General features: G+C 62.6%; 13 protein-coding genes and 1 riboswitch. Of the genes, 11 read left to right on the forward strand and 2 right to left on the reverse strand.

Annotated elements, in window-relative coordinates:
* Nucleotides 1-171 precede the first annotated feature (171 nt).
* Together FDM28_RS11315 and FDM28_RS11320 are read left to right on the forward strand one after the other, a co-directional pair.
* The gene (locus FDM28_RS11315) at nt 172-1470 is read left to right on the forward strand and encodes a cyclic di-GMP phosphodiesterase (RefSeq protein ID WP_138515295.1); all 1299 of its coding nucleotides are present in this window, start codon (nt 172-174) and stop codon (nt 1468-1470) included.
* Nucleotides 1467-3926, forward strand: coding sequence for a sensor domain-containing protein (locus FDM28_RS11320; protein WP_138515296.1), 2460 nt, complete (start codon nt 1467-1469; stop codon nt 3924-3926). The genes FDM28_RS11315 and FDM28_RS11320 overlap by 4 nt, the downstream gene beginning before the upstream one ends.
* 251 nt (nt 3927-4177) lie before the next feature.
* Here the strand turns inward: FDM28_RS11320 and FDM28_RS11325 are convergent, their stop codons facing one another.
* Together FDM28_RS11325 and zapB are read right to left on the reverse strand one after the other, a co-directional pair.
* On the reverse strand, nt 4178-4516 hold the full coding sequence (locus FDM28_RS11325) for a cell division protein ZapA (protein WP_138515297.1): 339 nt from the start codon (nt 4514-4516) through the stop codon (nt 4178-4180).
* A complete protein-coding gene (gene zapB, locus FDM28_RS11330) occupies nt 4513-4737 on the reverse strand; it encodes a cell division protein ZapB (protein ID WP_138515298.1) in 225 nt (74 codons plus the stop codon). Before zapB ends, FDM28_RS11325 begins: the two co-directional genes overlap by 4 nt.
* Before the next feature lie 37 nt (nt 4738-4774).
* Nucleotides 4775-5011: riboswitch (cobalamin riboswitch) on the forward strand.
* An 83-nt stretch (nt 5012-5094) separates the two neighbouring features.
* Between zapB and FDM28_RS11335 the strand changes: the two genes are divergently transcribed.
* Genes FDM28_RS11335 through cobW form a run of 9 tightly spaced genes read left to right on the forward strand, consistent with a single transcriptional unit; the run spans nt 5095 to nt 13286 of the window.
* Nucleotides 5095-6570: a cobyrinic acid a,c-diamide synthase CobB gene (locus FDM28_RS11335; protein ID WP_138515299.1), complete on the forward strand. Its 1476-nt coding sequence runs from the start codon at nt 5095-5097 to the stop codon at nt 6568-6570.
* The gene (locus FDM28_RS11340) at nt 6567-7490 is read left to right on the forward strand and encodes an ABC transporter substrate-binding protein (protein ID WP_138515300.1); all 924 of its coding nucleotides are present in this window, start codon (nt 6567-6569) and stop codon (nt 7488-7490) included. Before FDM28_RS11335 ends, FDM28_RS11340 begins: the two co-directional genes overlap by 4 nt.
* Nucleotides 7487-8068, forward strand: a complete 582-nt coding sequence (locus tag FDM28_RS11345) for a bifunctional adenosylcobinamide kinase/adenosylcobinamide-phosphate guanylyltransferase (protein WP_138515301.1) — start codon at nt 7487-7489, stop codon at nt 8066-8068. The genes FDM28_RS11340 and FDM28_RS11345 overlap by 4 nt, the downstream gene beginning before the upstream one ends.
* Before the next feature lie 25 nt (nt 8069-8093).
* Nucleotides 8094-8771 carry an energy-coupling factor ABC transporter permease gene (locus tag FDM28_RS11350; protein ID WP_138515302.1) on the forward strand — a complete coding sequence of 226 codons (678 nt, stop codon included), beginning with the start codon at nt 8094-8096 and terminating at the stop codon, nt 8769-8771.
* 28 nt (nt 8772-8799) lie between these two features.
* A complete protein-coding gene (cobO, locus tag FDM28_RS11355; RefSeq protein WP_138515303.1) occupies nt 8800-9369 on the forward strand; it encodes a cob(I)yrinic acid a,c-diamide adenosyltransferase in 570 nt (189 codons plus the stop codon).
* On the forward strand, nt 9369-10187 hold the full coding sequence (locus FDM28_RS11360; RefSeq protein WP_138515304.1) for an ABC transporter ATP-binding protein: 819 nt from the start codon (nt 9369-9371) through the stop codon (nt 10185-10187). The genes cobO and FDM28_RS11360 overlap by 1 nt, the downstream gene beginning before the upstream one ends.
* Nucleotides 10177-11148, forward strand: coding sequence for an ABC transporter substrate-binding protein (locus tag FDM28_RS11365; protein WP_138515305.1), 972 nt, complete (start codon nt 10177-10179; stop codon nt 11146-11148). Before FDM28_RS11360 ends, FDM28_RS11365 begins: the two co-directional genes overlap by 11 nt.
* A gap of 17 nt (nt 11149-11165) precedes the next feature.
* Complete coding sequence (locus tag FDM28_RS11370; protein ID WP_138516260.1) at nt 11166-12197, forward strand: FecCD family ABC transporter permease; 1032 nt, start codon at nt 11166-11168, stop codon at nt 12195-12197.
* A 42-nt stretch (nt 12198-12239) separates the two neighbouring features.
* Nucleotides 12240-13286, forward strand: coding sequence for a cobalamin biosynthesis protein CobW (gene cobW / locus FDM28_RS11375; protein ID WP_138515306.1), 1047 nt, complete (start codon nt 12240-12242; stop codon nt 13284-13286).
* The last annotated feature ends 11 nt before the right edge of the window (nt 13287-13297 follow it).

A 13297-nucleotide genomic window follows, 5' to 3' on the forward strand; every position in this document is an offset into this window, starting at 1 on the left:
TTTTTTATTTGTGTGGTGGCTGTTGCAGATATGCACAAACCGTCGGTGGTTTGGCTGGAGGGCCTGGCGGCTGGGGTATTCTTGATCTTCTGTTTTTTGACTTGTGTTAACTCTTCACGACACCCGCCGCTCACGGCGCGGCATTCCGGTGGCACGAGCCACCTTTAAAGTATGAAATCTGAAGACTCCGTTTGGATTGATGTAGCACTGTTGCGGGTAGGGCATTACGTTGAGTTGGACGTGGGGTGGATGGCGCATCCGTTTCCCACCAGTAGTTTCAAAATCAGCACACACAAGCAAGTCGAAGTCATCCGGGGGCTGGGGCGTGAGCAGGTCCGCTACGTGCCCGGCAAGAGTGATGCGCTGCCCGATGACGCGCCACCCGAGACCCCTCAGGACAACGCGCAATCCACCGCCCAGCAGGCGCTCTTGCTGGCACAGGCGCGTGAGCGGGAGCAGCGGCAGCTGCGTGCGTCGATGCTGGCCGCGCAGGAGCGCAGTTTGGTGGCCTGTGAGCGCCGATTTGCCGAGTCGGTGCGGCTGTACCGCAAAACCATGGAGCTGGTGCAAACCCAGCCCAAGCAAGCCGCAGGCCCCTGCGGCGCCATGGTGACCACGTATGTGAACGACATGCTGGACAAAGGCGAAGCCTCGATCCGCCTGTTGTCGGAGGCTGCGGGGGACAAGTCGTCCATGCATCCGGTCAATGTCACCATCATTGCGCTCTTGTTGGGGAAGGCCATGGGCTTGTCGCGCAGCGATCTGCACGATCTGGGCATGGCGGCTTATCTGCACGACATCGGCAAAGTCAAGCTGCCGGACCGGGTGCGGTGGATGGAAGACAGCTTTTCGTCGGCCGAGTTCCGCATGTACCAAGACCATGTGGCAGAGGGCGTCACGATTGCCAAGGCCATGGAGCTGCAGGCACCTGCGGTGGTGGCCATGCAACAGCACCATGAGCTGGCGGATGGCAGTGGCTTCCCGGCCCGGCTCAAAGGAGATGCCAGCGGGGTGGGGGGGCGTATTTTGTCGCTGGTCAATCGCTACGACAACCTCTGCAACCCGAGCCGCCCGGGCTCGGCGCTGACGCCGCACGAGGCCTTGTCGCTTATTTTTGCGCAGCTCAAATCCCGATTTGACTCTGCGACCTTGAGCGCCTTCATTCGCATGATGGGGGTGTACCCGCCCGGCTCGGTGGTGCAGCTGATTGACGACCGGTATGCCATGGTGGTGTCCGTCAACTCCTCGCGCCCCTTGAAGCCCAAGGTCGTGGTGCACGACCCGGCCATCCCGAAGTACGAGGCCTTGATTCTCGACCTGGAAAAAGCACCGCAATTGGGCATACGCCGCAGCCTCAAGCCGGTCAATCTGCCGCCGGCTGCGCTGGACTATCTGGCACCACGCCAGCGGATTGCCTACTTTTTTGAGCAAGCCATTGAACCCGAGTGGCCCGCAGAGCCTGCTGCATGACGCTGGATGCGCTAAGCGGCTGCTTGGAAGGGCTGCTGGAGGCGGTGTGGTTGGTGGACCCGTTGAGCTTGCGTATCGTGGGGGTCAACACGGCGGCGTGCGCGCTCACCGGTTTAGCGCGCGATGCCTTGGTCGGGCTGCCCGCCATTGAGCTCACCGCAACGCCGGAAGACATGTTTTTTTGGGAGGACGTGGCAGCGGGGCTGGCGGACTCCATCCACTCCCACACCCTTTTGCGCAGTGCCGATGGCGACGCCGTGCCGGTAGAGCGCAAGGTGAGTCGTGTGGTGCTTGATGAGCAGGCTCCTGTGTACTTGGTGGCCCTGAAAGACTTGCGGGCTGCAAGTGCCGCTGCCGATGAGCTAGAGGCCCGCATGGCCGAGATGCGCGCCACATTGGAGTCCTCGGCCGATGGCATTCTGGTGCTCGACTTGGAGGGCCGTGTGCGTCATGTGAACCATGTGTTTACGCAGCTGTGGTCTTTGGATGTACCTGCTTTGGAGGCTAACGGGTTTGCGGGTTTATTGACCGCCATGGAGGCCCAGGTGCAACATCCCGACGCTTTTCACTCGATGTGGACTTCTGCCGCTAGCAGCCAACATGGTGCGCCCGATGAGCTACCCCCGGGCATGGTCACATTGCATAGCGGGCGGGTCTTGGAGCACCGCACCGTGCCCCAAATCAGCCGCCACCGGGTTTGTGGGCAGGTGCATACGTTTCGCGATATCAGCCGTCATCTGGCCGACCAAGCGGCTTTGCGGCTTGCAGCCAAGGTGTTTGAGTCCAGCCCTGACGCCGTATTTATCACCGACGCTGCATATAGGGTCGTGCAGGTGAATCCGAGGTTTCACACGCTGACGGGCTGGGGCAGCGGCGATACCTCGGACCTCTTGCACGGCCAGACCGCTGCCGCTTTGTTTTACGACCCGCAGCGGCCTGAACTGTTTGCGGACATTGAAATGGCGCTCGTCGCGCAAGGGCACTGGTCCGGCGAGGTCTGGTGCAAGCTGGGAGCCATTCCCATGGCCGTGGAGGTGTCCTGGGTGGCGTTGCAGGATGCGCAGGGGCGTATTGCCCATACCGTAGGGCACTTTAGTGACATGACGGCGCGCCTGGAAGCGCAGAGCCATATTGAGCGACTCGCGTTTCGCGATGTACTCACGGGGCTTCCCAACCGCACCCTTCTAGGCCAGCGTGTGGAGTTCGCCTTGCGCCTGGCGGAGCGCAACCACGGGCGGTTTGCCATCATGTTTTTGGACCTCGATCGTTTCAAAAACATCAACGATTCATTGGGGCATTCGTTCGGCGACCGTGTGTTGATGGAGGTTGCCGAACGCATCGGCAACGGCATGCGCGATGTAGATACGCTGTGCCGCTTGGGGGGCGACGAATTTGTTGCCTTCGTGCAGGACGCCGATGCCGCGGGCGCAGAGACAGCCGCGCGCCGCATTCTGGCTGGGCTGGCCCAGCCGTATGCGCTGGACAACATTCCTTTGGTGCTGGGTTGCAGTATCGGCATTGCGCTGTACCCGGATGACGGCCGCACACTGGATGATTTGATCAAGTGCGCGGATACCGCCATGTACCGTGTCAAAGAGCGGGGGCGGGGCAATTTCCGCTTCTACCAGCCGCAAATGAATGTGGATTTGCTCTCTCGCATGCGGATGGACCACGCGATGCGCCGCGCCTTGGAGCAGGGTCTGTTTCGGCTGCACTACCAGCCGCAGGTTGCGTTGTCCGACGGCCGTATGGTCGGTGCGGAGGCCTTGTTGCGCTGGACGGACCCCGCGTTGGGTACGGTGTCGCCCGCAGAGTTCATTCCCCTCGCCGAGGAAACCGGCCTGATCGTGCCCATTGGCCGCTGGGTGATGGAAACCGCCGTAGCGCAGGCAGTCCTTTGGCAGCAGATGGGTTTGCGCCTGTGCGTGTCCGTGAATGTGTCGGCGTTGCAGTTTCAGCAGGTGGACTTTGTGGAGCAAGTGGCGCAGTGCCTGGCTGCAGCGGCGCTGGATGCAGACTTGCTGGAGTTGGAGCTGACCGAATCCATTCTGGTACACGATGCCAATGAGGCTTTGCCCCGCTTGTTTGCATTGCACCAGTTGGGCGTGCGCTTGGCGATTGACGACTTTGGCACGGGCTACTCCAGCCTGTCGTATTTGAAGAAGTTTCCCATCTCCAAACTCAAAATTGACCGGTCTTTTGTTACCGGATTACCCGAAGACGAAAGCGACCGTGCCATCGTCAGTGCCACCATTGCCATGGCCCATGCGCTGAAGCTGACGGTGGTGGCTGAAGGGGTGGAGACGGTTGCGCAAAGAGACTATCTGCATGGCCTGAATTGCGGTGCGTATCAGGGCTATTTGTATGCGCCGGGCGTGCCGCCAGAACGCTTGACCGAGTGGGCCAGAGAACAAGGGAAAGGAAGCCCGTTTGGCGATGCCGGAGCTGCTATTTAGCGGGAGCAACCCAAGAATAAGGTGCCTGCGAAGGTCCACCGGACCGGCATCCTGAACCGGGGTTCAGGTGGGCGAGGTCAGCGCCAACATTGGGTTCATCTAACGCGAGATGATCACGCTTGCTGGGCAATATTCCAAGCCCTGGCTCAATGAGCATTGGTTCAAGGAAATATAAAGCCCGGCGGGTTCGCAGGCACCACTATTGTAGATCTTCGCTGCTATGGCAGGCGCCAAAAAAGGTACCTCGGCTTTTATAAAAGGCGGCCGTCTTCACCCAAGGCGGCGTCCAAACGCTCCATGAGGGAGTGCAGCAGCAGAGCGCCATCGCCCTCTACCGCTGGGGGAATCGTAAGCGCGGCGGCTGCTGGTACAGGTTCAGGCGGTGCTGCAGGTTTTTCAGACAAGTCAAAAGCGAGGTTGAGTGCTGCCAGCACTGCAATGCGGTCACGGGCGCGCACTTTGCCTGCATCGCGGATTTTGCACATGGCCGTGTCTACCCGCTCTACAGCTTCCAGCAGGCGGGCATCGCCGCCTTCGGGGCATCCAAGCAAATAGCTTTGCCCCATGATTTGAACTTCCAGCTGTTTCATGACGGGTCTTTGTGGGTGACCAGGTTGTCGGGCAGGCGCTCCAGCAGCGCATCCACCCGGGCACGCGCCGCACTCAAGCGGGACTTCAGCGCATCCCGCTCGTGGGTGAGTGTTTCCACCTGGCTGGTGAGCAAGGCGTTAGTGCGCTGCAATTCTTCATAGCGAAGCAGCAGGCGCTCCACGCGCTCGGCAATTTGGTCGATGGGAGTCTGATTCGACATAAGGCGTTCATTGTAGGGGTGGCGCAAGCAACAGCTGCGTAAAATGCAGCGTGTTGGTGCTCGCGGTGTGGTTCGCATGCCGCAGTTCAACGGGAAGCAGGAGAGGGTGCCGCATGCGGTGATCTTTAACCTGCGCTGCCCCCGCAACGGTAAGTGGACGTGTCGTTTCGACACTGCTTTCATCACAGTCACTGAACGCTTTGAACACGCGCTTGGGAAGACGATGAGGGTTGCCTCCACCAGCCCGGATACCGGCCAACAAGGTGGAGATGCGCCCAGCGCACATCCGTAACGCTCATGCCCTGGCGGGGAAGCCGGGGAGAGTGATGCAACACAAGGCATGCATTGGCGCTTGCAATGTCACGTTCCTGCCCGGCACTACTGATTACCGCCCCGTCCTCAGGACAGGGAAAGACGACGGTCACGTCCGCTTTGGCGCGCCTGCATGCGCGCCAGGGGCGACGGGTGCGCGTCTTCAAGTGCGGACCGGATTTTCTGGACCCCTACTGGCACCAGTTGGCCAGTGGCGCGCCCGTCTACCAGCTGGACTTGTGGATGACCGGCGACGCGGATTGCCGCCAACGCCTGTGGCAGGCGGCGCAAGAAGCGGACTTGATTCTGGTGGAAGGCGTCATGGGCCTGTTTGATGGCGACCCGAGTGCTGCCGACTTGGCCCAGCGCTTTGGCTTGCCGGTGATGGCGGTCATGGACTCTGGATCCATGGCAGGCACCTTCGGCGCACTGGCCTACGGCCTGCAAACCTTCCGCCCCGGCCTGCGCTGGGCCGGTGCTTTGGCCAACCGCGTTGCTACCGAGCGCCACGCCGCCATGCTGCAACGCAGCCTGCGCAGCGACAGCCCCTGGCTGGGCGCCGTGATGCGCAATGCCGCCATGACACTCCCTGAACGTCACCTTGGCCTAACGGTTGCAAGCGAAGTCGCCGACGCCCAAGCCCGCCTAGATGCCGCTGCTGACGCATTGGCCAATACGCCGCTAGGAAAAATGAGCCTGCAAGACCTGCAACTGTGGTCCGTAGAGTTCGAAGTGCTAAAAACAGGTCAAGCGCCAGAGCGAGCCCTCAAGGGCGAGGCGGCTGAGCGCACTGCGCAGGTGGAGGAGGAGCCCGCGCAGCGGGCGGGGGACACGGAGCAGGGTGCTCAGCCGCTTCGCCCGACCGCCCACACGTCGCCGAACCAAACGACCACAAGCCCAAATCTCAAAAGCAAAACCATCGCAGTAGCCCGTGATACAGCCTTCTGCTTTATCTACACCGCGAACCTTGAGTGCCTGCAAGCACTGGGCGCCAAGCTGGTGTTCTTCTCGCCGCTCGCAGACTCCACCTTGCCCGCCTGCGATGCGGTGTGGATTCCCGGCGGCTACCCCGAGCTGCACGCCAGCACCCTCGCCGCCAATATTGCTTTACGCGACAGCTTGGCCGCCCATGTGCAAGCCGGCAAGCCCGTGTGGGCCGAATGCGGCGGCATGATGGCGCTGTTTGAATCGATCACGACCACGGATGGTGCACGCCACACGCTCTGGGGCTTGCTGCCCGGCGACGTCACCATGCACAAGCGCTTGTCCGCGTTGGGGCCCCAGCAGCTCAAGCTGCAGTCTGGCACCCTGCGCGGCCACACCTTTCACTACTCCACCAGCGCCAGTCCGCTGGTGCCCGTTACCCGCACTGCGCGTCCGGACCACGACCCCATGCAAGACGCCGGTGAGGCCCTGTGGCAGCAGGGTTCGGTGCGGGCCAGCTATTTCCACGCCTGGTTTCCGTCCTGCCCCGAGGCCGTGGTGGAACTGTTCACCCCCGTGCAAGAGAGCGTTGCATGACAAAAGACCTTTTGCATTTCAGCCCTGGCCCGCAGCGCATCGTCTGCCTGACCGAAGAGACCACCGAGTGGCTGTACCTGTTGGGCCAAGAGCACCGTATCGTCGGCATTTCGGGCTACACCGTGCGCCCCCGGCGGGCACGGGACGAGAAGCCCCGCGTCAGCGCCTTCCTGAGTGCCAAGACGGACAAGATCATGGCGCTGCAGCCCGATTGCGTGTTCGGTTTTTCAGATTTGCAAGCGGACATTGCGGCCGATCTGGTCAAGCGCGGGGTGCAGGTCACCATCTTCAACCAGCGCAGCGTGGCCGACATTTTTTCCATGCTGTACCAAGTCGCCGCCATGGTGGGCGAGGCCGAGCAGGGCGCCCGGCGCATTGCCGACATGCAAGCCGGTCTGCGAGCCATGCAAGCCGCGGTGGCAACTCGCCTGGCTGCCGGTGCGCGCCGGCCCAAGGTGTATTTTGAAGAGTGGGACGAGCCCCACATCAGCGCCATCCGCTGGGTGTCGGAGTTGATGGCGATTGCCGGCGGGGACGATTGCTTCCCGGAGTTGGCGCAAGAGCCCATGGGCAAGCAGCGCATCATTGCGAACGGTGCCACCATCGTGCAGCGCGCGCCCGACATCGTGCTGGGCTCCTGGTGCGGTAAAAAATTCCGCCCTGAAAAGGTCGCTACCCGAGAAGGCTTGGCTGATGTACCAGCCGTGAGGGACGGGCAGCTGTTTGAAATCAAGTCCGCCGACATCCTGCAGCCCGGCCCCGCCGCCTTGACGGATGGGGTGCAGCAAATGCACCGCCTTTTCATGCAGTGGATGGACAACCCTGTGGCCCCCACGCTTGCCACTGCGTGTGCTGCGCTGCCCGCCGAGGAGGCCGTCCGCGCCTTGGGGCGGCCCGGCGGCTCGGGAGCCTCTCCATGACCGCATTCACCATAGCCCGCAGCGAGCTCATTCTGGGGGGCCAGAAAAGTGGCAAATCCCGCCGTGCCGAGTTGTTGGCCCGGCAGTGGGTGCAGCAGTCGCCGGATCATCGCGCCGTCATGGTCGCCACTGCCCAGCCGTGGGATGACGAAATGCGCCTGCGCATCGCCTGCCACCAGCAAGAGCGTGCCGAGCGGGTGCCGGGCATGACGACGGTGGAAGAGCCGCTGGCGCTCGCCGAGGCGATTGCGCAGCACAGCACACCGGCCACGCTGGTGGTGGTGGATTGCCTCACCCTGTGGATGACCAACCAGCTGATGCCGCCAGATTTTGACCCTAATAGCCCTCCAGCGCCCGTAGATACCGCGCGAGCAGCTTCTCTTTTGATAGTAATTTCACAGGCGCCCGGCCCGGTAGTGCTGGTGGGTAACGAAATTGGCTTGGGCGTGATCCCCATGGGCCGCGAGGTGCGCGCCTTTGTGGACGCGCTGGGCCGGCTCAACCAGCAGGTGGCAGCCACCTGCGAGCGCGTGACCCTCATGGCCGCCGGCTTGCCGCTGACCCTGAAAGCGCCCTGAAACATTTTTACCAAGGAGCCATCGCATGCACATCGAACCCGGGTTGGTCGACACCACCAAAATCTTCCTCAGCTACGCCACCGCCACCACGGCCGCGCTTTATGCCACCAAACTGGCAGTCGATGCCGCCCAAAAAGATGGCCCATGGGCCCTGATTGCCCGCGCGCTGCTGTGCGTGGGCTTGGTGTTCTGCTTTTTTGAAGTGGCACCGCACCACCCCGTGGGCGTGTCCGAAGTGCATCTGATTTTGGGCACTACTTTGATGTTGATGTTCGGCGTGGCACCAGCGGCCATCGGCCTGATGGGCGGCTTGCTGATCCAGAGCGTGTTTTTCGCGCAGCAGGATTTGCCCCAGTACGGCATGAACGTCACCACCTTGCTGGTGCCTCTGTTTGTCACCGCTGCCTTGGCCCGCCGCATCGTGCCTGCCAACGTGGCCTATGTGGACCTGACGTACCTCCAAGCCTTCAAGCTGTCCGCCGCCTACCAAGGCGGCATCGTGGCATGGGTGGCTTTCTGGGCCATTTACGGCCGTGGCGTGGGCATGGAAAACATGAGCCAGATCGCCACGTTTGGCGCGGCCTACATGACCGTCGTGCTGGTCGAGCCGCTGGTGGACTTGGGGGTGTTGGCCGCTGCCAAAGCCCTGCGCCGCTTGCAGGGCGACCTGCTGGTGAACCAGCGCGTGTACTCCGCTGCCTAAACATTTGCTGAACTGAAGGACTGTTGTTGTGGATTTGATCGCCCCCCCCGTTGACCGCGACACGCCCCGCCCCCAAGGCGAGCGGCGTGGTTTGATTTTGGTGCACACCGGCACCGGCAAAGGCAAAAGCACGGCAGCCTTCGGGCTGGCCCTGCGCGCCCACGGCCGGGGCAAGGCGGTCAAGGTCTACCAGTTCATGAAAGTGCCCACCGCGCGTTTTGGCGAGCACCGCCTGTTTGAGCAGCTGGGCATTCCTATCGTGGGGCTGGGCGACGGCTTCACCTGGAAGAGCAAAGACCTCGACCACTCTGCCGAGCTGGCCCAGGCCGGCTGGGAGCAAGCCAAAGCCACCGTGATGGCCGGCGAGCACTTCATGGTGGTGCTGGACGAAATCATGTACCCGCTGCGCTACGGCTGGATTCCGCTGGAATCCATCCTGTCCTGCTTGCGCGAGCGCCCGTCGCATGTGCATGTGGTGCTGACGGGCCGCAACGCGCCGGCCGAGCTGATTGAGCTGGCCGACACGGTGACCGAAATGACGCTCATCAAACACCACTTCAAAGCCGGTGTGCCCGCCCAACGCGGGATTGAAGACTGATGACCGAGCCCCGGGTCGCCTCCGCCGAGCCTGCCTTGTCTCTCGCTGGCGTGTCGTACCAGCGGCAGGGGCGGGCGGTGCTGGCGCAGGTGTCGCTGGACATGCCGTTTGGCCAGCACATTGCACTGCTGGGGCCCAACGGGGCGGGCAAGTCCAGCCTGCTGCACCTGATGGCGGGACGCCTGCGGCCCGACTCCGGGCAGGTGGCGCTGGGCGGCACCGATTTGCAGCACATGCCCGGCCCGGAGCGGGCGCGGCAGATGGCCGTGGTGCACCAGCACGAATTCATTCACGCCCAGCTTCGGGTGCGCGACTACGTAGCCCTGGGCCGTACCCCCCACACCGGCGCGAGCCGGGCTGAACACGCGCACGCCATCGACACGGCTTTGAGCCGCTGCCGCTTGCAAGGCCTGCAAGACAGGGCCATGGGCACGCTCTCGGGCGGAGAGCAGCAGCGCAGCGCCATTGCCCGCGCCTTGGCCCAAGAGCCCCGCATTTTGTTGCTCGATGAGCCCACCAACCATTTGGACCTGCGCACCCGCGCTGATGTGCTGGACCTGCTGGCCAGCCTGGAGATCACGGTGGTCGCCGCATTGCACGAGCTGAGCCTGGTGCAGCGCTTCGCCCACCGCGCCGTGTTGTTGGGTGAGGGCAGGGTGGTGGCTGACGATGTGCCCGCGCGGGTACTCACGCCCGAGCTGGTGCTTGGCAATTTTGGTATGGATGTGTTTTACCTGCCGCTGCCCCACCGCGACCAACCGGTCGCCGTGTTTGAATCCCCCGGGCTCCGCCACTCAATCCGTGAATATGAAAACTAAAACCAATCTCACTTTTTCCTGCCGCTCGTGGCTTACCGCTTGTGGCCTCTCGGTGCTCTCTTTGGCGGCACAGGCCCAAACCTTCCCGGTGACGGTGGACAGCTGCGGCGAAAAACTCACCTTTGCAGCGCCCCCCAAGGCCGCCTTGATTCACGACATCAACATGACGGATATGGCTCTGTCGCTGGGGCTGCAGAGCCAGATGGCGGGTGTGAGCGGCATTACCGGCTGGTACAAGATGAGCCCCGAGTTCAAGCAGGCTCTGGGCAACATCCAAGAAATTGCGCCCAAGCAGCCCAGTCTGGAAAACATCTTGGCGCTCAAGCCCGACTTCTTTTTTGCAGGCTGGAACTACGGCATGGCGGTGGGTGGCGACGTGACCCCCACGACACTGAAAAAATACAAAATCCCCACGCTGGTGCTGAGCGAAAGCTGCATCCATGTGGACAAGGCCCGCCCACCCGCCAGCATGGAGCTGCTGTATGCCGACTACCTCAAGCTCGGCACCATCTTCGGCAAAGAAGCCCAGGCCCGCGCGCAAATCGCCCAGTGGAAGCAGCGCCTGGCGGCTTTGCCCAAAGGCACCGGCAAAGAGCCGCTGCGCATGTTCTTGTTTGACTCGGGTGAAGACAAACCGTTTACCGCCGGCAAATACGCCATCCCCACCGCGATGATGGCCGCCGTGGGCGGCCGCAACATCATGGACGATGTCGACGCCAGCTGGGGCACCGTGGCCTGGGAGGCGGTGGCCGCCCGCAACCCCGAGTTTCTGGTGCTGCTCGATTACCAGAACGACGGCGGCGCTGACAAGCTCCTCCAGTTCCTGCAAAAGCACCCGCTGATGCAGCACACCACAGCCGTCAAAAACAAGCGTTTTGTGGCCTTGCGTTACGAAGAGCTCACCCCCGGCCCGGCCAACGTGGCAGCCATTGAAAAAATGGCCCGCGCCGTCAACCGCTGATGTTTTGTACCGCCCGCATGCGCCTGGCTCCTGCCACCCGATCCACTAGCCTGCTGACCGTGTGTCTGCTGCTGTTGCTGGCGTGCGTGAGCTTGCTGTCGGTGGTGTCGGGCGCCACTGAGGTGGCGTGGTCGCAAGTCGGGCATGGCCTGGGCCTGTGGTTGCGCGGCGCACCCGATGCGGACTACACCATGGTGGATCGCATCGTGGTGGACCTGCGCGTGCCCCGCATGTTGTTGGCCATTGTGGTGGGGGCCGGTCTGGCCTTGGTGGGCGCGCTGTTGCAAACCACCACCCGTAACGATTTATCAGACCCCTACCTTTTCGGCCTGTCGTCAGGTTCGGCGGCCGGAGCCGTGGCGGTGATCACGCTCACTGGCGAGGTGTTGGGCGTCTGGACGCTGCCGCTTGCCGCCTTTGTGGGCGGCATGGCGTCGGTGGTGGTTGTGTTGCTGCTGTTGCGCCGCTACCGCAGCCACACGCCGGAGCGCATGATTCTGGCGGGCCTGTCTGTTTCGTTCTTGTTCACTGCACTGACCTACTACTTCACCTTTCTGGGCGATCAGCGTGCCGCCCAGTCGGTCATGTTCTGGACCATGGGTGGCCTGGGTTCCGCCCGCTGGGACAACCTGTTCATTCCCTTGACCGGTTTGCTGGTGCTGTCGGTCTTCTCGTGGCACAGGCGCCACGCGCTGGACGCCATGCTCAGCGGCGACCACACCGCGCATAGCTTGGGCATTGCGCCTGAGCGGCTGCGGGTGCAGGCCTTTGTGGTGTGCGCCTTTGCCACCGCGTGTTTTGTGGCAGTCTCCGGGGTGATTGGTTTTGTCGGCCTCATGGTTCCGCACCTCGCCCGCGCGCTGGCGGGCGCACTGCACCGCCACATGCTGCACATCGCTATGCTGATTGGTGCCTTGCTGTTGTTGCTCAGCGATGTGGTGAGCCGGTCCATACTGGCGCCCCAAGAGCTTCCGGTGGGTATCGTCACTGCCAGCGTGGGCGCCTTGTTTGTCATGTACACCTTGCTGCACCAGTCGGACGGCGCCTGAGCGCTACCTTTTTTATTCATTTTTTACGTCCATTTCCACACCATGCAAACCCGCAAAATCCCCGCCACCATCGTCACCGGTTTCCTCGGCAGCGGCAAAACCACGCTCCTGCGCAAGCTGCTCACCAACGCGCAAGGCCGCCGTATTGCGGTCATCGTCAACGAGTTTGGCGAGCTGGGCATTGACGGCGAATTGCTGCGCGGCTGCGGCATCGGCTGTGATGAGAACGGTGAAGAAAACGGCCAACTGTTCGAGCTGGCCAACGGTTGCCTGTGCTGCACCGTGCAAGAGGAATTTGCCCCGGTCATGGAGCAACTGGCCGCCCGCCGCGACCAGATTGACTACCTCGTTATCGAAACCTCCGGCCTGGCCTTGCCCAAGCCCTTGGTGCAGGCCTTCCAGTGGCCCGCGCTGCGCAACGCTTTTACCGTGGACTCGGTGATTACGGTGGTGGACGCGCCGGCGGTCGCCGCCGGCACTTTTGCCGAAGATCCGGTGGCGGTGGACGCCTTGCGCCGGTCCGACGATAACCTCGACCACGAATCCCCGCTGGCTGAGTTGTTTGAAGACCAGTTGGCCACGGCCGACCTGGTCATCGTGCACAAAGTGGATGGCATGGACGCCGCTTCGCTCGAAGCCGTGGAAGCCACCATCCGCGCCGAAGCCCCCGCCGGTGTGAAACTGGTGCGCGCCTCGCATGGGGAGGTGCCCATGGACGTGCTGCTGGGCCTGGAGCGCGCGGTGGAAGATGTGATCGACTCCCGCAAAACCCACCACGACGAGGAAGAAGACCACGACCACGACGAGTTCGATTCCGTGTCCCTCACCTTGCAAGTGGCCGACCGCGCCAAGGTCATTCCGGCCCTGACCGCGCTGGTGCAGCGACACGAGATTTATCGCGTCAAAGGCTTTGTGTCGCTGCCCGGTGCAGCCATGCGCCTGGTAGTGCAGGGTGTAGGCCAGCGCTTTGACAGCTACTTTGACCGCGCCTGGCGTGCCGACGAGCCGCGTGCGACCCGCCTGGTGTTCATTGGCGATCATTTGGATGCGGCCACGTTGCAAGCTGAGTTGCAAGCCGCGTTGGCCTAAGAGCAGCTCAT

This window comes from Rhodoferax bucti, assembly GCF_005876985.1.
GTDB classification, from domain to species: Bacteria; Pseudomonadota; Gammaproteobacteria; order Burkholderiales; family Burkholderiaceae_C; genus Allorhodoferax; species Allorhodoferax bucti.

Coding starts and splice junctions, on each gene's coding strand:
- FDM28_RS11315 (WP_138515295.1), top strand. CDS start 172: ATGAAATCTGAAGACTCCGTTTGGATTGATGTAGCACTGTTGCGGGTA.
- FDM28_RS11320 (WP_138515296.1), top strand. CDS start 1,467: ATGACGCTGGATGCGCTAAGCGGCTGCTTGGAAGGGCTGCTGGAGGCG.
- FDM28_RS11325 (WP_138515297.1), bottom strand. CDS start 4,516: ATGAAACAGCTGGAAGTTCAAATCATGGGGCAAAGCTATTTGCTTGGA.
- zapB (WP_138515298.1), bottom strand. CDS start 4,737: ATGTCGAATCAGACTCCCATCGACCAAATTGCCGAGCGCGTGGAGCGC.
- FDM28_RS11335 (WP_138515299.1), top strand. CDS start 5,095: ATGTCACGTTCCTGCCCGGCACTACTGATTACCGCCCCGTCCTCAGGA.
- FDM28_RS11340 (WP_138515300.1), top strand. CDS start 6,567: ATGACAAAAGACCTTTTGCATTTCAGCCCTGGCCCGCAGCGCATCGTC.
- FDM28_RS11345 (WP_138515301.1), top strand. CDS start 7,487: ATGACCGCATTCACCATAGCCCGCAGCGAGCTCATTCTGGGGGGCCAG.
- FDM28_RS11350 (WP_138515302.1), top strand. CDS start 8,094: ATGCACATCGAACCCGGGTTGGTCGACACCACCAAAATCTTCCTCAGC.
- FDM28_RS11360 (WP_138515304.1), top strand. CDS start 9,369: ATGACCGAGCCCCGGGTCGCCTCCGCCGAGCCTGCCTTGTCTCTCGCT.
- FDM28_RS11365 (WP_138515305.1), top strand. CDS start 10,177: ATGAAAACTAAAACCAATCTCACTTTTTCCTGCCGCTCGTGGCTTACC.
- FDM28_RS11370 (WP_138516260.1), top strand. CDS start 11,166: ATGCGCCTGGCTCCTGCCACCCGATCCACTAGCCTGCTGACCGTGTGT.
- cobW (WP_138515306.1), top strand. CDS start 12,240: ATGCAAACCCGCAAAATCCCCGCCACCATCGTCACCGGTTTCCTCGGC.